The 17,300-nt window shown below is 72.4% G+C and carries 16 protein-coding genes and 6 tRNA genes; 12 read left to right on the top strand and 10 right to left on the bottom strand.

Annotation, left to right across the window (positions count from 1 at the left end):
* Positions 1–20: 20 nt before the first annotated feature.
* The 4 genes from ACZ3TI_RS18210 to ACZ3TI_RS18195 all read right to left on the bottom strand — a co-directional run bounded on the left by ACZ3TI_RS18210 (position 21) and on the right by ACZ3TI_RS18195 (position 429).
* Positions 21–92: transfer RNA gene (locus tag ACZ3TI_RS18210), tRNA-Val, on the bottom strand.
* A 44-nt stretch (positions 93–136) separates the two neighbouring features.
* Positions 137–208 (bottom strand) — tRNA-Val (locus tag ACZ3TI_RS18205).
* Between the two features lie 34 nt (positions 209–242).
* Positions 243–316 (bottom strand) — tRNA-Cys (locus ACZ3TI_RS18200).
* Positions 317–356: 40 nt separating this feature from the next.
* Positions 357–429: transfer RNA gene (locus tag ACZ3TI_RS18195), tRNA-Gly, on the bottom strand.
* A gap of 340 nt (positions 430–769) precedes the next feature.
* Here ACZ3TI_RS18195 and ACZ3TI_RS18190 point away from each other — a divergent pair.
* The 3 genes from ACZ3TI_RS18190 to ACZ3TI_RS18180 all read left to right on the top strand — a co-directional run bounded on the left by ACZ3TI_RS18190 (position 770) and on the right by ACZ3TI_RS18180 (position 3,637).
* Positions 770–1,831, top strand: a complete 1,062-nt coding sequence (locus ACZ3TI_RS18190; RefSeq protein WP_465727214.1) for a chorismate-binding protein — start codon at positions 770–772, stop codon at positions 1,829–1,831.
* Between the two features lie 33 nt (positions 1,832–1,864).
* Entirely contained in the window at positions 1,865–2,695 is an 831-nt protein-coding gene (locus ACZ3TI_RS18185) for an aminotransferase class IV (protein ID WP_465727213.1), read from the top strand.
* A gap of 87 nt (positions 2,696–2,782) precedes the next feature.
* The gene (locus tag ACZ3TI_RS18180) at positions 2,783–3,637 is read left to right on the top strand and encodes a GNAT family N-acetyltransferase (RefSeq protein WP_465727212.1); all 855 of its coding nucleotides are present in this window, start codon (positions 2,783–2,785) and stop codon (positions 3,635–3,637) included.
* A gap of 7 nt (positions 3,638–3,644) precedes the next feature.
* Here ACZ3TI_RS18180 and ACZ3TI_RS18175 read toward each other — a convergent pair whose 3' ends face one another.
* Positions 3,645–4,145: a DsbA family protein gene (locus ACZ3TI_RS18175; RefSeq protein WP_465727211.1), complete on the bottom strand. Its 501-nt coding sequence runs from the start codon at positions 4,143–4,145 to the stop codon at positions 3,645–3,647.
* A gap of 110 nt (positions 4,146–4,255) precedes the next feature.
* Here ACZ3TI_RS18175 and ACZ3TI_RS18170 point away from each other — a divergent pair, with 110 nt between their 5' ends.
* Positions 4,256–4,714, top strand: coding sequence for a hypothetical protein (locus ACZ3TI_RS18170; RefSeq protein WP_465727210.1), 459 nt, complete (start codon positions 4,256–4,258; stop codon positions 4,712–4,714).
* A 17-nt stretch (positions 4,715–4,731) separates the two neighbouring features.
* Here ACZ3TI_RS18170 and ACZ3TI_RS18165 read toward each other — a convergent pair whose 3' ends face one another.
* Both ACZ3TI_RS18165 and ACZ3TI_RS18160 read right to left on the bottom strand, forming a co-directional pair.
* Positions 4,732–5,301 carry a CGNR zinc finger domain-containing protein gene (locus tag ACZ3TI_RS18165; protein WP_465727209.1) on the bottom strand — a complete coding sequence of 190 codons (570 nt, stop codon included), beginning with the start codon at positions 5,299–5,301 and terminating at the stop codon, positions 4,732–4,734.
* Positions 5,302–5,732: 431 nt separating this feature from the next.
* Entirely contained in the window at positions 5,733–6,146 is a 414-nt protein-coding gene (locus ACZ3TI_RS18160) for an SsgA family sporulation/cell division regulator (RefSeq protein ID WP_030056266.1), read from the bottom strand.
* 195 nt (positions 6,147–6,341) lie between these two features.
* Here ACZ3TI_RS18160 and ACZ3TI_RS18155 point away from each other — a divergent pair, with 195 nt between their 5' ends.
* The 3 genes from ACZ3TI_RS18155 to ACZ3TI_RS18145 all read left to right on the top strand — a co-directional run bounded on the left by ACZ3TI_RS18155 (position 6,342) and on the right by ACZ3TI_RS18145 (position 7,230).
* On the top strand, positions 6,342–6,800 hold the full coding sequence (locus ACZ3TI_RS18155) for a TIGR02611 family protein (RefSeq protein WP_465727208.1): 459 nt from the start codon (positions 6,342–6,344) through the stop codon (positions 6,798–6,800).
* A 78-nt stretch (positions 6,801–6,878) separates the two neighbouring features.
* Positions 6,879–6,950: transfer RNA gene (locus tag ACZ3TI_RS18150), tRNA-Val, on the top strand.
* Between the two features lie 208 nt (positions 6,951–7,158).
* Positions 7,159–7,230, top strand: a tRNA-Val gene (locus ACZ3TI_RS18145).
* Positions 7,231–7,311: 81 nt separating this feature from the next.
* Here ACZ3TI_RS18145 and ACZ3TI_RS18140 read toward each other — a convergent pair.
* Positions 7,312–8,079 carry an exonuclease domain-containing protein gene (locus ACZ3TI_RS18140; protein WP_465727207.1) on the bottom strand — a complete coding sequence of 256 codons (768 nt, stop codon included), beginning with the start codon at positions 8,077–8,079 and terminating at the stop codon, positions 7,312–7,314.
* Positions 8,080–8,248: 169 nt separating this feature from the next.
* On the opposite strand from ACZ3TI_RS18140, the gene ACZ3TI_RS18135 reads away from it, so the two are divergent.
* The 4 genes from ACZ3TI_RS18135 (at position 8,249) to ACZ3TI_RS18120 (ending at position 12,721) form a co-directional block, all read left to right on the top strand.
* On the top strand, positions 8,249–8,803 hold the full coding sequence (locus ACZ3TI_RS18135; RefSeq protein WP_465727206.1) for a DUF4365 domain-containing protein: 555 nt from the start codon (positions 8,249–8,251) through the stop codon (positions 8,801–8,803).
* A gap of 32 nt (positions 8,804–8,835) precedes the next feature.
* A complete protein-coding gene (locus ACZ3TI_RS18130) occupies positions 8,836–10,011 on the top strand; it encodes a hypothetical protein (protein WP_465727205.1) in 1,176 nt (391 codons plus the stop codon).
* 88 nt (positions 10,012–10,099) lie between these two features.
* On the top strand, positions 10,100–12,079 hold the full coding sequence (gene thrS / locus ACZ3TI_RS18125; RefSeq protein ID WP_465727204.1) for a threonine--tRNA ligase: 1,980 nt from the start codon (positions 10,100–10,102) through the stop codon (positions 12,077–12,079).
* A gap of 81 nt (positions 12,080–12,160) precedes the next feature.
* Entirely contained in the window at positions 12,161–12,721 is a 561-nt protein-coding gene (locus tag ACZ3TI_RS18120) for an HIT family protein (RefSeq protein WP_465727203.1), read from the top strand.
* 75 nt (positions 12,722–12,796) lie between these two features.
* Here ACZ3TI_RS18120 and ACZ3TI_RS18115 read toward each other — a convergent pair whose 3' ends face one another.
* Positions 12,797–14,446, bottom strand: coding sequence for a hypothetical protein (locus ACZ3TI_RS18115; protein ID WP_465727202.1), 1,650 nt, complete (start codon positions 14,444–14,446; stop codon positions 12,797–12,799).
* Positions 14,447–14,652: 206 nt separating this feature from the next.
* Here ACZ3TI_RS18115 and ACZ3TI_RS18110 point away from each other — a divergent pair, with 206 nt between their 5' ends.
* On the top strand, positions 14,653–15,078 hold the full coding sequence (locus ACZ3TI_RS18110) for a thiol-disulfide oxidoreductase DCC family protein (RefSeq protein WP_465727201.1): 426 nt from the start codon (positions 14,653–14,655) through the stop codon (positions 15,076–15,078).
* 57 nt (positions 15,079–15,135) lie between these two features.
* Here the strand turns inward: ACZ3TI_RS18110 and ACZ3TI_RS18105 are convergent, their stop codons facing one another.
* Positions 15,136–17,184, bottom strand: coding sequence for an elongation factor G-like protein EF-G2 (locus ACZ3TI_RS18105; RefSeq protein WP_465727200.1), 2,049 nt, complete (start codon positions 17,182–17,184; stop codon positions 15,136–15,138).
* Between the last annotated feature and the right edge of the window lie 116 nt (positions 17,185–17,300).

Genomic DNA, 17,300 nt, shown 5'->3' with positions numbered 1-17,300 from the left:
AGACCCCGGAGGATCCGACGTGCGCGATACTGGGATTGAACCAGTGACCCCTACCGTGTCAAGGTAGTGCTCTCCCGCTGAGCTAATCGCGCCTGGTGAGGCAGTGTTGCAGCAGACCTCGAAGGGCCCGTTACTGTGCGCGATACTGGGATTGAACCAGTGACCCCTACCGTGTCAAGGTAGTGCTCTCCCGCTGAGCTAATCGCGCGGGGAGGCCTCCCGGCGGAACCGGGTGAACCTCTTGGAGGTGGAGACGGGATTTGAACCCGTGTACACGGCTTTGCAGGCCGTTGCCTCGCCTCTCGGCCACTCCACCAGGCAACACATGAAGAACGATCTTACACTGTTCTCCATCGAGCGGACGACGAGATTCGAACTCGCGACCCTCACCTTGGCAAGGTGATGCTCTACCAACTGAGCCACGTCCGCCTGTCTCCCGGGGTCCCCGCCGGATTTTCCCGGCTGCGCTCCCTGGCGACGTGTTGAACTCTAGCGGATTCCGGGGCCAGCTAAAAATCCGTTCCCGCAGCGTGCCGAGGGGATGCCCGTCGAGTGCCGTCCCGTCAGCCTCCGGCCTCGGTCGTCGGCCGCCACCTGCGGCGCTTCCGGACGATCACCCGCAGGCCACCCGGCGCACACCCGCGCGACGACCGTGGCTGCTCACGCCCCGGTTCGTACGCCCTGGCGCACGCACGGCCACACCGGGCCGGGCCCGCGCCCCCGACCTACACTTCAGGCACCGCCGCCCAGCACACCGCGCAGGAGAACCGTGTCCGGCCACCCCGACCCCCGCACCCCGCTCGCCCGCTTCGGCGGCCGCCTCGCCACCGGACTGCGCGACGTCACCTCGGACCCGGCCGCCCTCGACTCCTCCGGCTACTGGGCCGTCGCCTACGACTTCGAGGGCCGGCTGACCTGCGCCCGCTTCGACGAACTCCGCCCCGCCCCCGCGCCGCCCTCCGGCGCGGGCTGGCGCGGCCCGGACGCCGGCAGCTGGCACACCTCCCTGGACCGCGCCGCCTACACCGCGGGCGTTCGCCGCATCCGCGAGCACATAGCAGCCGGCGAGGTCTACCAGGCCAACCTCTGCCGAGTGATGTCCGCACCGCTGCCCGACCCGGACCTCAGCGACATCGACGCCCTCACCGGCCTCCTCGCCCACGGCAACCCCGCCCCCTACGCCGGCACCATCCGGCTGCCCGAGCACGGCGTCGAGATCGCCACCGCCTCACCCGAGCTCTACCTGCGCCGCACCGGCAGCACCGTCTCCTCCGGCCCGATCAAGGGCACCGGCCGCACCGAGGACGACCTCCTCGACAAGGACCACGCCGAGAACGTGATGATCGTGGACCTCGTCCGCAACGACCTCGGCCAGGTCTGCGCGACCGGCAGCGTCACCGTCCCCGACCTCTGCGCGGTCGAGAAGCACCCCGGCCTGGTCCACCTGGTCTCCACCGTCGAGGGCACCTTGCGCGAGGGGGCGGGCTGGCCCGAGCTGCTCGCCGCCACCTTCCCGCCCGGTTCCGTCACCGGCGCCCCCAAGTCCAGCGCCCTGCGGATCATCGAGGCCCTGGAGACCGCCCCGCGCGGCCCCTACTGCGGCGCCGTCGGCTGGGTCGACGCCGACCGCGGCGAGGGCGAACTCGCCGTCGGCATCCGCACCTTCTGGATCGACCGCTCCGACCCCGGCCGACCCGTCCTGCGCTTCGGCACCGGCGCCGGCATCACCTGGGGCTCCGACCCCGATCGCGAATGGGCCGAAACCGAACTGAAGGCCGCCAGACTGGTCGCGATAGCGTCGGGCGGCGAACCCGACCCGACCGGGGCCTGAGCCACACCGCCCACCGCTGAGGAGCAGCACCCGATGCACAACCGCACCACGAGCTGGGTCAACGGCAGCCTCGTCGACTCCGCCGACGCCGCCGTCTCGGTCCTCGACCACGGACTCACCACCGGCGACGGCGTCTTCGAGACCATGAAGGCCGTCAACGGCGAGGCCTTCGCGGTCACCCGCCACCTTGACCGGCTCACCCGCTCCGCCCGCGGCCTCGGCCTTCCCGACCCCGACCACGACGTGGTCCGCGAAGCCTGCGCCCAGGTCCTCGCCGCCAACCCCGCACCGCTCGGCCGCCTGCGCGTGACCTACACCGGCGGTCAGTCCCCGCTCGGTTCCGAGCGCGGCACCACCGGCCCCACCCTCGTCGTCGCCCTCGGCGCGATCGACCGCCGCCCCGACGAGACCGCCGTCGCCGTCGTCCCCTGGCGCCGCAACGAGCACAGCGCCGTCGCCGGCCTCAAGACCACCTCGTACGCCGAGAACGTCGTCGCCCTGGCCGCCGCCCACCGGGCCGGCGCCTCCGAGGCCCTGTTCGCCAACACCGCCGGCCGACTCTGCGAAGGCACCGGCTCCAACGTCTTCGTGGTCATCGGCGGCCGCCTGCTCACCCCAGTCCTCGCCTCCGGCTGCCTGGCCGGCATCACCCGGCAGCTCGTCGTCGACTGGTGCGGCGCGGACGAGGCCGACCTCCCGCTGGACGCCCTCCAGGACGCCGAGGAGGTCTTCCTGACCTCCACCACCCGCGACGTCCAGGCCGTCACCCGCATCGACGACCGCGAACTGCCCGGCATCGGCCCCGTCACCGCCAAGGCCATGGCCGTCTTCACCGAGCGCAGCGGCGACGACCTCGACCCGTGATCCCCGCCCCCGGGCGACGGAGAGCACGCAGCCGACCGGGTGGACGGCCCGTGGATAACCTCCCGAGCAACGGGAAGGGACCACCACATGACCACCACGCTGCGCCCCGAGGGCCCGGAGACACCCACCGCGGCCGGCGGCCGCACCAGACGCTGGCGGATCCTCTCGAACGGCCACCCGGTCGGCGCGCTGCGCACCACCGCCACCCGGTACGGCAGCCAACTCTGGGGTGAGATATCCGAGTTGGAGGTCACCGAAGGGCGCGGCCGGGGCCGCGGCACGTTCGGCGCGCTGGCCGCGGAGGAGGTGCTGCGGCACTGGGACTGCGTGCGGGTGGACGTCAGGATCCCCGAGTCGGCACCGACCGCCCGCGCCCTCGCCGCCACCCTCGGCTACACCGAGCGGATGCGGACCATGGTCAAACGCCTGACCGATGCCCCCGCCCTGCCCGCTCTGCCCGCCGGACAGGCCGTGCGCCCGATCGGCCCCGACGCGCTCCAGGCCTGGCTCGACGGGAGCGCGGAGCGCTTCGCCCGCTCGCTCGTGGCCTCCGGCCTCACCGAGGAGCAGGCCCGCACCAAGTCGGGCGGCGGCGGGCAGAACCTGCTCCCGCAGGGCGCCGCGACCCCCGGCGTCGTCCTGAGCGGCCTGTACGGCGCCGACGGCGGGCCGGATCCGTACGGCTCGATCTGGGTGGCCCTCCACCTGCGCGACCTGCCGGACGGCGAACCGCTCGCCTGGGTGATGGTGGTCGAGGTGTCCCCGGCCCACCAGGGCCGGGGACACGGCCGCACCCTGATGCTGCTCGCCGAGCGGGAGTGCCTCGTCGCCGGGGTGCGCAATCTCGGCCTCAACGTCTTCGCCGACAACGCGGTCGCCATCCGGCTCTACGACTCGCTCGGCTACCGGGTCACCGAACGCCTTTACGGCAAGGCACTCTGACGTGCCGTCAGGAAGCCCGCGCCTCCTCGATGACGGCCGTGATCGCTTCCCGCAGGCCGTCCTGGCTCTGCCCGCCGTCCAACCGCTTGCCGCCGATCACGTACGTCGGCGTGCCCTTGACCCCGATCGCCTTCCCCTCGGCCTGGTCGGCGTCGACGGTCAGCATGTGCCGACCGTCGATCAGCGCGGTGTCGACCTCCTCGACGTCCGCCCCGACCTCGCGGGCGACGTCCAGCAGCACCTGCTGCCCCCGCGCGTCCAGCTCCTCGACCCGCGCCAGCAGCGCCTCGACGAACGGCCAGCCCAGCCCCTGGGCGAACGCCTCCTCGGCCGCCTCCGCGGCGGCGTAGGCGTGCTTGTGCTTCTCCAGCGGGAAGTGCCGCAGCTCCACGGGCAGCGCGTCGCCGTACTGCGCGCGCAGCGCCCGTACGTCGTCCAGGGCGGTACGGCAGTCCGGGCACTGGAGGTCGCACCAGAACTCGAGGCGGGGGAGGGAACCATCGATCATTCCCCCAGTGTTCCACTAGTGGGAGCCCGTTCCGGCCGGCGGTGCGCCCGAGGGCGGACCGACAGGGAGGCACCGATGACCAGGACGAGCGGACGCGAAGGGGTGGCCCCGTGCTGAGCGCGGCGATCAGCTTCATCCTCACGGCGGGCGGGGTTGCCGTCGCCGGCCTGCGGGCCTACAAGCGGCGCTTCCTGTCGGCGACCCGCTGGTTCGCGGTCGCGCTGCTGCCCGCCGGGCTCTACCTGACCGGGCTGTTCCCGCTGGCGAGCACGATCGGCCGGGCGTTCGCCGACTGGGCGGCGGGTCTGGTCCTCGACCCCCGGGTGTGGACCGGCATCGCGTTGCTCGGCGTCTCCGCGGCGCTGCTGGTCACCACCCGCTGGGTGAGCCGCCGCGGCACCGCCGTGGAGAGCGCGCCGGAGCGCCCCGCGGCCGCGGTCCCGGCGCCCGAGCGCCCGGCGGTGGCGCCGGCGTCCAAGGCTCCGAAGAAGCAGGCCGCGGGCAAGCGCGACGACGGCCTCGGCGACTTCGCCGACATCGAGGAGATCCTCCGCAAGCGCGGGATCTGACCGCTCGCTCCGGAGCGTCAGGCGGAGGGGACGGCCTCCGCCGACCGCTGCCGTGCCCGGTAGGCGGCGACGTGCAGCCGGTTGCCGCAGGTACGGCTGTCGCAGTAGCGCCGCGAGCGGTTCCGGGAGAGGTCCACGAAGACCCGGGCGCAGTCCGGTGCCTCGCACCGGCGCAGTCGTTCCCGCTCGCCGGCCATGAGGATGAGGGCCAGCGCCATGCCCAGTTCGGCCGCCAGGTGGTCGCCGAGCGCGGCGTGCGGCGCGAAGTAGTGGATGTGCCAGTCGTGGTCGTCGTGGTTGGTGAGCCGGGGCGTCGTCCCGGCGGCCGCGACGATCGCATTGACCAGCTCGGCGGCCTCCGCGGTGGACTCCGTCCCGAAGACCTCGCGCAGCCGGGTGCGCAGCTCGTGCACCCGGTGCAGGTCCTCCTCGGTCAGCGAGTCGATCTCGCTGATCTCCTGGCGGACCACGAAGGCGCCGAGCGCGGCGACGTCCGGCAGCCGCTCGGCGCCGCACACCTCGGGCGCGGTGTTGAGCAGCTCCACGAGGATGCTCAGCGCGCACTCGGTGTCATGGGTGATCAGCACGTTGGGGGCTCCTCGCGCAGGGGGACTCCGATACCCCGCGTCCACGGTTACCCCAGACCATACCGGGCCTTGTGCCATCCGGGTGGCGCGTTCTTTCGAAGGCGTGTGCGGATCCCGTCAGGGCGTCCGAAACCGGGCGCGGCCCTGCCTCCGCGGTCTCCGAAGCCTCGTGCGAACCCCGTGGGCGCGTACGGTCCGGGACAGACGTCGGCGCCCGGCACCGAGGCCGGCCACCCGAACGGGTGGCCGGCCTCGGTGCCGGGCGCCTGCGGTGCTGCGGGCCCGCTCCGGTGGGAGCGGGCCGTCCACCGGCCCCGAGAACCGCTTCGTGCGCGGCTGAGTCCGCTGCCGTGCCCCCGAGTAGGACGGCTGCGATGACGGCAGGGGGTTCGGCCCCGCCGACGGCGGGGCGTGACCACCTCCGGTCGGGGTCAGCTTTCGGCGAGGATGTGGGACAGCTCCCGGTCGAGGTCGAAGTGACGGTGTTCGGTGCCGGGCGGCACCGCGGCGTCCGTCCGCTTGAGGAACGACTCAAGCGCCCGGGCCGGGGCCTCCAGCAGGGCTTCTCCTTCCGGAGAGCTCAGCGCGATGCAGACCACCCCTTGCCCGTGACTGCGCGACGGCCACACCCGGACGTCGCCGGTACCGGTGGGTCGGTGCAGCCCCTCCGCGAGGAGATCTCGGGCGAACACCCACTCCACGGTCTCGTCGGCGCCCGTGTGGAACGTGGCGTGCACGGCGTAGGGGTCGGCGGTGTCGTAGCGCAGGCCCGCAGGGACGGGCAGTGAGGACTCGCTGGACACGATGAGGCGCAGGTGCAGCTCGCAGCTGACCGTGGTGTTCATAAGCGCCATGGCCTTTCGCTCAGTGTGCGCTCGGGGAATCGCACGTCGGCGAACGGACCATCCCACCCCCAAGACCGATGTAAACCCCTCTGTCCCGATTCGGACGCGAGTCGTACCCCTTACGGCGCATTGCGGAATCGGCCCGGAGCGGCCGGGCCGGGCATTACCGAGGCACTTCTTGGTTAGTTTCCTGGCATGACTGTGCGAAACGACAAGACGCCCGGGAACACGAGAACGGGTGAAGCGGTCGCGCCGGATGACACAGCCGTCGACGACGGCGGGGCGGCCGGCTCCCGGGCCCCGGCCTTCGTGCGCCGCTCCCGCGTGCTGCACCGGGCCTGGCGGGCGGCGGTCTTCCTGGCCGGCCTCGCCGTGGTCGGGCTCGGCGTGGTCCTGCTGCCGTTGCCCGGACCGGGCTGGGTGGTGATCTTCCTGGGCATGGGGATCTGGGCCACCGAGTTCCCCTGGGCCCGGCTGGTCCTGCACTGGACCCGCCGCAAGGTCGCCGAGGCCGCCCAGCGGGCCATGGACCCGCGGGTGCGCCGGCGGAACCTGACGGTCACCGCGATCGGGCTGGCCGCCGTCGTCGGCGCGGGCGGCTGGTACCTCGCCCGCTACGGCCTGGTCGCCCCCTGGCGGCTGGACGAGCGCTGAGCGGGCCGGGCCCGGGGCGGTGGGCAGGGAGGGTGTTCGGACCACCCTCCGGGATGCGGTAATGTTTTCCCTGCACCCGGGCGATTAGCTCAGCGGGAGAGCACTTCGTTCACACCGAAGGGGTCACTGGTTCGATCCCAGTATCGCCCACCGGAATGCATTGTGATACGTGAGGCCCAGCCGATTATCGGCTGGGCCTCACGTGTATTTCCGGAATAGGCCTGAAGGGTCGTCGGTAATCGGCTGAGGCTCAGTCACCTTCCGCGCGGAGCACGAGTTCTGTGGATGCGTCGGCACACCCCGGAAGGACGAGTTGTACGACGACCCCCGAATGGTGCTACAGTTCATCTCGTTGCCCGGGCGATTAGCTCAGCGGGAGAGCACTTCGTTCACACCGAAGGGGTCACTGGTTCGATCCCAGTATCGCCCACCCGGACAGCACGCAGGCCCTGACCAGGAAACCGGTCAGGGCCTGCGGCGCGTTCCGGACCGGATACGCCGGGACCGCCCGCTACGCCGCCGCCTCGCAACCGTGCTCCGGCTCCAGCCGACGCCCGCAGCCGCACCGGGCCGGCCGCAGCGGCCAGGACAGGTCCGCCCGCTCCGCCACCCCCGAGCGGTCGAACCAGCCCTGCAGCCCGCGCGCCTGCGCCGCGTGCCAGACCGCCTGCCGCAGGTGCAGCTCGGCCGCCGTCAGCCCGCCGAGCGCAGCCGGGTAGCGGGCGCCTATCCGCCGGGTCAGCGCCAGCGCCGCCGTCGCGTCCGCCGCCGCGTCGTGCGCCCCGGTCAGGTCCACGCCGTAGTGCGCGCACAGGTCGGTCAGCGTCCGGCGGCCCCGGCGGTAGCGGTCCACGTGCTTGTCCAGCACCCGCGGATCCAGCACCAGCAGCCCGGCCGCGTCCAGCCCACCGGTCAGCGCCAGCCCGTGATGCCGGCGCAGCTCCCGGTCGAGCAGCGTCAGGTCGTACGGCGCGTTCATCACCACCACCGGGTGCCCGGCCCGGGCCTCGGCGGCCAGCGCGCGGGTGACCTCCGCCACCACCGCGCGGGCCGGACGGCCGTGCAGCCGGACCTGCTCGTCGGTGATGCCGTGCACAGCGCGGGCGCCGTCCGGGATCGGGACGCCCGGATCGGCGAGCCAGGTGGTGGTCCGCACCGGTGCTCCCGGGGCGAGTTGGACGACCAGGGCGGCCGAGACGATCCGATCGTGCTCGACGTCCACGCCGGTGGTCTCGGTGTCGAAGGAGGCGAGTGGGCCGGTGTACCAGTGCTGCTGCATGACTGCCCCTCAGGCGAGCGTTCCGCGCGCCCGGTTGATACCCGGTTCTGACGCCCCTTCAACCCGTTTGGCCCAGGCCCGACCGGGGATCCTGCCCATGACTGTCCCGATCGAATCGACTGACCCGTTCGATCCGGACGGGCCCGGAGCCGGGGGAGGCCACGGGGCGATGGCACTGACACAGCCGCAGCCCGAGGAGGCGGCGGCCGTCCTGCGGGGGAACCTCGCGGTCACCGCCTGCATGGAGACGCTGCAGGTCGGCTATCTGCACGCGGTCGCCGCCGCGGCCGGCTGCTCGCTCTCCCAGCCGTTCCCGGACAACGGCATCGACTGGCAGGTCAACCACGGCTCCCGGGCGCACGAGGTGGACGACGAGGTCACCATCAAGATCCAGCTCAAGGCCACCCAGCAGATCGCGCCCGACCCGGCCGGGCGGTCCTTCGGCTTCACCCTGGACAACGAGCACCTGCGCAAGCTCGCCCGGCCCCGGGTCGCCGTGCCCCGGATCCTGGTCGTGATGCTGCTGCCGAGCCGGGTCGACCACTGGCTCCGGGCCCGCCCGGACGCCCTGGAGCTGCGGCACTGCTGTTACTGGGTCAACCTGGCCGGCCACCCGGTCACCGGACAGCGGCGCACCAACGTCCGCGTCCTCACCGACAGGGTCTTCGACGACCGCGCGCTCTGCGACATCATGGCCCGGGTCGGCGCGGGCGGCAGCCCGTGACCGCCCGGCCCCACCAGCGAGGAGCCGACCCCATGACACCGCTGTTGACACCGCCGCACGGACCGGCCGAGCCGGCCCGGGCCCTGCCCGACCCGGCCACCGTCGACCCCGCGGTGCTGGCCACCCTGCTCGCCCGGCACGGCTGGGTCCGCCGCGGCGGACCGGCCGCCCGGTACGGCCGCTGGACCCCGCCCGACGGCGAACCCGGCACCAGCCTCCTCGTCCCGGCCGGGGACGGCTTCGACGACGCGGTCGAACTCCTCGCCGACGCCGTCACCGCGCTCTCCCGCTCCCGCACCCCCTCCGCCCGCTCGATCCTGCTGGCCCTCGCCGTCCCCGGCGACGAACTGCGCTGGCGCCGCGAGCCGCCCGGCCCCGCCGAGGCCACCCCCTGGGACGACGTCGAGCGGCTCCGGCACGCGGCACGCGGGATGCTCGCCGCCGGAGCCAAGGCCGCCCGCACCAGGGCCGCCTACTTCGGCGCCCGGCTGGACGGCCCCGCAGCGGACTTCCTGGACCGCGTCCTGGTGGTCGAACAGGGCGCCGCCCTCACCGCGTACACCCCCGCCCCGGAGGGCCGCGCCGCCGTCACCACCCTGGTCCGTGCCCTGGAGGCGCTGCGCGACGCGGTCGACTACCGGCGGGTCAGCGGCGGGCCCGAGGCCTTCGAGAACGCCGTCCAGGCCGGGGTCAGCCGGGAACTCGTCCAGTCCGTCGAGGAGCTCGTGCGCGGCACGACGGCGGCCCGGTTCACCGTCGCCTGGTCGCCCGCCGCCGGGACACCGGGCGGCTTCGGGGACCGCCGGGTCGTCCTCGACTTCTCGCCCGGCGACCTGCCCGCCCTCACCGAGGCCGCCGAACTGCTGGAGCGCATCGAGCCCGCCGTCGCCGTCACCGTGGTCGGCGTGGTCACCCGGCTCAAGCGCGCCGACCCGGCCGGCCCGGGCTCGGTACGGCTGCGCGTCCTCGGCGGTGCCGAGGTCCACGAACTCAAGCTCCGGCTGCCCGACCCCGACTACCGGCTCGCCGCCGAGGCCCACCTCGCCGGGCTGCCCGTCCGGGTCTCCGGCCGGCTGGAGCGGCACGGCGGCTTCCGCCGACTGACCAGGCCCCACGGGCTCGAGCTGTGCGGCTGGGAGGAAGGGGACCGCGAGCGGCTGCTGAAGGTGCTCGGGGAGAAGGCGGGGGGAGAGGGAGAAGGGGCATAGGTGGACGGCGGGGGCGGCGCTCTCGGTACCATCGTCACGCGCAGCGCTGTGCTGCGTCCTCTGAAATCCAGCACGTCAGGAGAGACCGGTGACGGACGTCCGGGTAATCATCAGCCGCGAACCCGATCGGGAAGAGCGCGTGGTGACCACGGGCACTACGGCCGCCGAGCTCTTCGCCGACGACCGCTCGATCATCGCCGCCCGCGTCGGCGGGCAGCTCAAGGACCTCGCCTACGCCGTCCAGGACGGCGACGAGGTCGAGCCGGTCGCGATCGACAGCAAGGACGGCCTCGACATCCTGCGCCACTCCACCGCGCACGTGATGGCCCAGGCCGTGCAGCAGCTCTACCCCGAGGCCAAGCTGGGCATCGGCCCGCCGGTCAAGGACGGCTTCTACTACGACTTCGACGTCGAGAAGCCGTTCCACCCCGATGACCTCAAGGCCATCGAGAAGAAGATGCAGGAGATCATCAAGCGCGGGCAGAAGTTCTCCCGCCGTGTGGTCACCGACGAGGACGCCCGCGAGGAGCTGGCCGCCGAGCCGTACAAGCTCGAGCTGATCGGCCTCAAGGGCTCCGCCGCCACCGCCGGCGAGGGTGCCGACGTCGAGGTCGGCACCGGCGAGCTCACCATCTACGACAACCTGGACGCCAAGAGCGGCGAGCAGTGCTGGGGCGACCTCTGCCGCGGCCCGCACCTGCCCAGCACCCGGCACATCCCGGCGTTCAAGCTGATGCGCAACGCGGCCGCCTACTGGCGCGGCAGCGAGAAGAACCCCATGCTCCAGCGCATCTACGGCACCGCCTGGCCGACCAAGGACGAGCTGAAGGCCCACCTCGACTTCCTGGTCGAGGCGGAGAAGCGCGACCACCGCAAGCTCGGCAACGAGCTCGACCTCTTCTCCGTCCCCGAGGAGATCGGCTCCGGCCTCGCCGTCTTCCACCCCAAGGGCGGCATCATCCGCCGCGCCATGGAGGACTACTCGCGCCGTCGGCACGAGGAAGAGGGTTACGAGTTCGTCTACACCCCGCACGCCACCAAGGGGAAGCTCTTCGAGAAGAGCGGCCACCTCGACTGGTACGCGGACGGTATGTACCCGCCCATGCAGCTCGACGAGGGCGTGGACTACTACCTCAAGCCGATGAACTGCCCGATGCACAACCTGATCTTCGACGCGCGCGGCCGCTCGTACCGTGAACTGCCGCTGCGCCTCTTCGAGTTCGGGACGGTGTACCGCTACGAGAAGTCCGGTGTCGTGCACGGCCTGACCCGTGCCCGCGGCTTCACGCAGGACGACGCGCACATCTACTGCACCCGCGAGCAGATGGCGGACGAGCTCGACTCGACGCTGACCTTCGTGCTCAACCTCCTTCGTGACTACGGTCTGACCGACTTCTACCTGGAGCTGTCGACCAAGGACCCGGAGAAGTACGTCGGCAGCGACGAGACCTGGGAGGAGGCCACCCGCGTCCTGGCGAGCGTGGCCGAGAAGCAGGGCCTGCCGCTGGTTCCGGACCCGGGCGGCGCGGCCTTCTACGGCCCGAAGATCTCGGTGCAGGCGCGCGACGCCATCGGTCGCACCTGGCAGATGTCGACCATCCAGCTCGACTTCAACCTGCCGGCCCGTTTTGATCTCGAGTACACGGCGGCGGACGGCTCGCGCCAGCAGCCGGTCATGATCCACCGGGCGCTGTTCGGTTCGATCGAGCGGTTCTTCGCGGTGCTGCTGGAGCACTACGCCGGCGCCATGCCGCCGTGGCTGGCCCCGGTCACCGTCACCGGTATCCCGATCACCGACGAGCACGTGCCGTACCTGCTGGAGGTCGCGGCCGAGCTGAAGAAGCACGGGATCCGGGTCGAGGTCGACACCTCGGACGACCGCATGCAGAAGAAGATCAGGAACGCGCAGAAGAGCAAGGTTCCGTTCATGCTGATCGCCGGCAACGACGACGTCGAGGCGGGCGCGGTGTCCTTCCGCTACCGCAACGGCGAGCAGAAGAACGGTGTCCCCGTGGCGGACGCCGTCCAGGAGATCGTCGACGCGGTGAAGAACCGGATCCAGGTGTGATCCGGTAGCACGACCGTGATGCGCGGGGCAGGCTCTCGATGAGTCTGCCCCGCGCGGCTTTGCAAGCACCGTCGGGCGAATATGCTGATCAGCATGACGACTGAGCCGGAACTGCAGCGGGGCGTCGGTGAGCCGGACGGCTTCCGCCGCTTGTGGACCCCCCATCGGATGGCGTACATCCAGGGTGAGAACAAGCCCACCGGCCCGGCTCCGGACGACGGTTGTCCGTTCTGCTCGATCCCGTCGCTGAGCGACGAGGACGGGCTGGTGATCGCCCGGGGGAGCGCCGTGTTCGCGGTGCTGAACCTCTACCCCTACAACGGCGGGCACCTGATGGTGGTCCCGTACCGGCACGTGGCCGACTACACCGAGCTGGACGAGGCGGAGACGGCCGAGCTGGCGGACTTCACCAAGAAGGCGATGACCGCGCTGCGGGCGGCCTCCGGGGCGCACGGGTTCAACATCGGGATGAACCAGGGTGCGGCGGCCGGTGCCGGGATCGCGGCGCACCTGCACCAGCACGTGGTGCCGCGCTGGGGCGGGGACACCAACTTCATGCCGGTGGTCGGCCACACCAAGGTGCTGCCGCAGCTGCTGGCGGACACCCGGAAGATGCTGGCCGAGGTCTGGCCGCAGGGCTGACCCGCAGCGGACGCGGAAGGGGCCCGTCACCGAGGAGATCGGTGGCGGGCCCCTTCGCCGTTCGCGGCGGGCGGTTCAGCCGGCGTTGAAGGTGTCGACGTCGTACGGGCGGCTGCCCTGCGCCTCGGACTTGATGATCGAGGTGCGGTTCTTGAAGAAGCGGTCGGCGTCGAGGTCGTGTTCCTGGAGGAACTCCAGGGTGGCGGTGTGGACGGCGTTGAGCACCGGGACGGAGGCGTTCATCGCGTTGTCGACCATGGAGCGGTTGTCCCAGGCGCGGCCGACCCAGACGTGCCGCAGTCCGAACGGCTCGGGCAGGCCGAGCCCGCCGCCGAGCCAGCCGAGCAGGCCGGGCATCCGGTGGAAGGGGGCGCGGACGGCTTGGCGGACGACCTCGTCGTTGTCGATCAGGGGGAGCTTGACGGTGCGCTCCTCCCAGAACTTCACGGTCTTGGAGATCGTCTTCTCCTTGTCCTTCGGCTTGTCGAAGAAGACGCCCTTGACCGGGCCGAGCGCGTATCCGGCCACCGAGATGTTCAGCACGTTGGCGAGCAGGGTCACCGTGATGGTGAAGGTGAGGACCAGCTTGCCGTCGTGGGTGACGAACTGGGTGGCGAGGTAGTGCCGGGGGCCGCCGGAGAAGGTCTGCTTGTCGGCGATGCTCTGCACGGCGAAGTCGCGCATCCGGTCGCCGTCCATGTCGGCGTTGCCGGGGCGGCCGATCTCGTCGGCGCCCTCGCCGATGTCGAAGACCACCCACTGCTTGATGGCGATGTTGGGCATGCCGCTGTTGGCGACGTGGCTGACGCCGAGGCCCTTGAGGTGGCTGGAGATCCGGCGGACCAGGTCCCAGGGGTGGAAGGCGCGGAAGTCGGCGTGGCCCTCGGCGGGGTGGAGGGTGTCGGACATGCGCCACTCGCCCCAGCGGCGGCCGGCGCCGAGGATGCCCTTGGGGCCGGCGTAGTGGTGGACGTTGGTCTCCTGCTCGGCGTCCAGCCGGCCGAGCTTGTCGCGCAGGTCGTTGGCCTTCTTGTCGAGGTCGTCGCGGGGGACGGCCTTGGCGACGCTGGCGGCGACGGCGGAGCCCTCGACCAGGGACTGCCAGCGGGCGCGCAGGTCCTTGGTGGAACGGTCGACGATCCGGCGGGCGAGGAGCCAGCCGATGACCGGCGCGAGCATCGTGACGCGCAGGTAGCTGGCGAGGACGATGTTGTGTGCCGGCGGGCGCCAGGCGAGGTAGACGGCGAGGGCGGCGGAGAAGGCGAGGGCGATGCCGCCGTAGACCTCCGCGTTCTGCGGGTTGTCCCGTTTGAGCCAGGCGCGCACCTGGAAGGCCGCGAGCCAGAGCAGGGTGCCGGGGAGGAAGAGCCCGCCGGTGACGAGGGTGACGGTGGTGAGCTGCCGGTCGCGGGTGTGGCGCAGTTCCTCGGCGGCCAGGCAGTGTTCGACGACCTGGCGGGTGTCGACGCCGAAGGCCGGGACGATGGGCTTGCGGTCGCCGCCGAGGGCGCGGGAGACCAGCGCCTTGCTGAAGGCCTCGCCGAGGTTGGGGCGGAAGAGCGCGAAGCGGCCCTTCTTCTCCGTGGCGTCGGTGACGGCCGTGACGAAGTCGCCGATCTCGCCGTCGCGGTAGGCGGCCGAGGAGAGCGCCTGGGTGACGGCGGTCTGCGGGCCGGCGTCGGTCCGGGGTATCTGCGCACCCGGGGTCATGTCGAGTGTGGTCACGGTGGCGTCCCCTCCTCCCCTTGTCAGCGGCAGGTTACCGTGCCGTGGCACCCCTGCGCGGATCATCGTCTGAAGTGCCGTCACGATCGAGCCGTACCGGGCCTGAGAGGCATGATGCCCAGGTTCGGGCGGGTCGATACCCGCCGGAGCGAGCCGCTGTGGGGGTGGAGGAGGATGGCGGTGGAAGCGAGGAAAGGGGAGCCGTTGTGAAGGATCCGGTGCTGGTCTTCGACGGGGACTGCGCGTTCTGTTCGTCCTGTGTGCGGTGGGCCGAGCGGTACCTGCGGCAGACGCTGGCCTCGGGGGGCTGGGAGGCGGTGGCCTTCCAGTTCGCGGACCTCGGGGCGCTGGACGCGCGTGCGGGCGGCCGGGGTGAGGTGTCGGCCGAGCGGGCGGAGCGCGAGGTGCTGTGGGTGACGCCGACCGGGCGGGTGCACGGGGGCGCGCAGGCGGTCGCGCGGCTGCTGATGCGCTCCGGTGGGGCGTGGGCCTACCTGGGCGCGGTGTTGACGGCGGCGCCGGTGCGGCCGGTGGCGGGTCTGGTGTACCGGTGGGTGGCGCGCAACCGGCACCGGATGCCGGGGGGTACGGCGGCCTGCGCGCTGCCCGACCGCAACGTCGCCCAGCCGTAGGGCCGCCCGGCTCGGGTCGGTTCGGATCGGTCGGGTTCGGGTCGGCGGTGGGGCCGTTCAGTCGGTGTAGCGCCCCGCCAGGGCGGTCGGCATGGGTTCGTGGCGCAGGTAGGCGCGGGAGAACTCGGCGGTGCCGTGGGTGAGGGAGCGCAGGTCGATCGGGTAGCGGACGAGCTCGAGTTCGGGGACCTCGGCGCGCAGCAGGGTGAGGCCGGCCCGGCCGGTCTCGGTGCCGAGGACGCGGCCGCGGCGGGCGGACAGGTCGCCGAGGACGGCGCCGAGGTAGTCGTCGGGCAGCAGGACGCTGACGGCGGCGACGGGTTCGAGCAGGCGGATGACGGCGTGCTCGGCGGCGTCGCGCAGGGCGAGGGCGGCGGCGTTCTGGAAGGACGCGTCCGAGGAGTCGACCGAGTGGGCCTTGCCGTCGGTGAGGGTGACCCGGACGTCGACGAGCGGGTAGCCGGTGGAGACGCCCTTGGCGAGCTGGGCGCGGACGCCCTTCTCGACGGAGGGGATGAAGTGCTTGGGGACGGCGCCGCCGACGACGTGTTCCTGGAACTCGAAGCCCGAGCCGGCCGGGAGGGGTTCGACCTCCAGGTCGCAGATGGCGTACTGGCCGTGGCCGCCGGACTGCTTGACCAGGCGCCCGTGGCCGGCGGCGGCGGTGCCGAAGGTCTCGCGCAGGGCGACCTTGGGCTCGACGGTGTCGACGTGGACGCCGTGGCGGGTGCGCAGCCGGTCGAGGACGACGTCCGCGTGGGCCTCGCCGGTGCACCAGAGGACGAGCTGGTGGGTGTCGGGGTTCTGTTCGAGGCGTAGCGCCGGGTCCTCGGCCGTGAGGCGGGTGAGGGCCTGGGAGAGCTTGTCGTCGTCGGCCTTGCTGTGGGCTTCGACGGCGATCGGGAGCAGCGGCTCGGGGAGGGTCCAGCCTTCGAGTTCGACCGGGTGGCCGGGGTCGTGGACGGTGTCGCCGGCGCGTGCGGTGGTGAGTTTGGCGGCGCAGACGAGGTCGCCGGCGACGGCGTGCGGGACGGGGCGCTGGAGCTTGCCGAAGGGGCTGCTGAGGGCGGTGACGCGTTCGTCGCCGTTCTGGTCGGCGGTGTGGGCGGGGCCGGCGAGGTGGATCCGGGTGTCGGGGCGCAGGGTGCCGGCGTACAGGCGCAGCAGGCTGATCCGGCCGACGTAGGCGTCGCCGGTGACGCGGATGACCTGGGCGGCGAGCGGGGCGTCGGGGTCGCAGTCGGGGCCGGGGCGGGTGCGTTCGGTGGGGTCGGGGAAGGTGTGCGCGATGAGGTCGAGGAGTTCGGCAGCGCCGAGTCCGTTGTCGCTGGTGGGGACGGCGGGGTGGAGGGTGCAGTCGAGGACTTCGCGGCGCAGGCCGGCTTCGAGGGAGTCGGCGTCGAGGGTGTCGCCAGCGAGGTAGCGCTCCATGAGGGTGTCGTCCTGGCCGGAGATGGCCTCGACGAGGCTGTCGTGGGCGGGGCCGGTGTCGGGGAGCGGGGTGGCGTCGCCGTAGGTGTCGCCGGTGAGCAGGTCGACGCTGCCGTCGGGGCGGCCGTCGTGCAGGACGGGCAGGAAGAGCGGGCGGAGGGTGTCCGGGCCGAGTTCGAAGGCGTCGTGGCAGGCGGTGAGGATGTCGTCGAAGCCGGCGCGGGCGAGGTCGAGTTTGGCGACGGCGATGGCGCGGGGGATGCCTTCGCCGGCGCACTCGCGCCACAGGGCGCGGGTGGGGGCGGTGACCGGGTCGGTGGCGGAGACGACGAAGACGGCGGCGTCGGCGGCGTGCAGGGCGGCGCGCAGGTCGGCGGTGAAGTCGGGGTGTCCGGGCGGGTCGATCAGGTTGATCTTGACGCCCTTCCACTCGAGCGGCAGCAGCGAGAGCTGGACGGAGCGCTGCTGCTGGTGCTCGATCTCCTCGTGGTCGGAGACGGTGGTCCCGTCGGTGACGCGGCCGGGGCGGCCGGTGGCGCCGGCGGCGTGGGCGAGGGATTCGGCGAGGGTGGTCTTGCCCACACCGCTGGAGCCGATGAGGACGACGTTGCGCAGGTCCCGGGGGCCGGTGACGGTGGGTGCCTGGCCGGCTCGTGCCGTGCTGCGGTCGGGCATCGGGGTCTCCTCCCGTAGCGCCGAGGGGGTCCCTCGCAGTCTAGGGTCGGGTCCGGCCGGGGCGCGTGTCGTACGGCCGGTCGGTGACCGTGCGTGTGCGTGCCGTGGCGGGGGCG

The organism is Kitasatospora sp. NPDC023120, from assembly GCF_055560835.1.
Note: the sequence above shows the minus strand (reverse complement) of the source record. Positions and strands in the feature narration are given on the sequence as shown.

Bases quoted from the DNA above. Each gene is read 5' to 3' on its own strand.
- ACZ3TI_RS18185 (WP_465727213.1), top strand. From the start codon at position 1,865: ATGCACAACCGCACCACGAGCTGGGTCAACGGCAGCCTCGTCGACTCC.
- ACZ3TI_RS18180 (WP_465727212.1), top strand. From the start codon at position 2,783: ATGACCACCACGCTGCGCCCCGAGGGCCCGGAGACACCCACCGCGGCC.
- ACZ3TI_RS18175 (WP_465727211.1), bottom strand. From the start codon at position 4,145: ATGATCGATGGTTCCCTCCCCCGCCTCGAGTTCTGGTGCGACCTCCAG.
- ACZ3TI_RS18160 (WP_030056266.1), bottom strand. From the start codon at position 6,146: ATGAACACCACGGTCAGCTGCGAGCTGCACCTGCGCCTCATCGTGTCC.
- ACZ3TI_RS18155 (WP_465727208.1), top strand. From the start codon at position 6,342: ATGACTGTGCGAAACGACAAGACGCCCGGGAACACGAGAACGGGTGAA.
- ACZ3TI_RS18140 (WP_465727207.1), bottom strand. From the start codon at position 8,079: ATGCAGCAGCACTGGTACACCGGCCCACTCGCCTCCTTCGACACCGAG.
- ACZ3TI_RS18135 (WP_465727206.1), top strand. From the start codon at position 8,249: ATGGCACTGACACAGCCGCAGCCCGAGGAGGCGGCGGCCGTCCTGCGG.
- ACZ3TI_RS18130 (WP_465727205.1), top strand. From the start codon at position 8,836: ATGACACCGCTGTTGACACCGCCGCACGGACCGGCCGAGCCGGCCCGG.
- ACZ3TI_RS18120 (WP_465727203.1), top strand. From the start codon at position 12,161: ATGCTGATCAGCATGACGACTGAGCCGGAACTGCAGCGGGGCGTCGGT.
- ACZ3TI_RS18105 (WP_465727200.1), bottom strand. From the start codon at position 17,184: ATGCCCGACCGCAGCACGGCACGAGCCGGCCAGGCACCCACCGTCACC.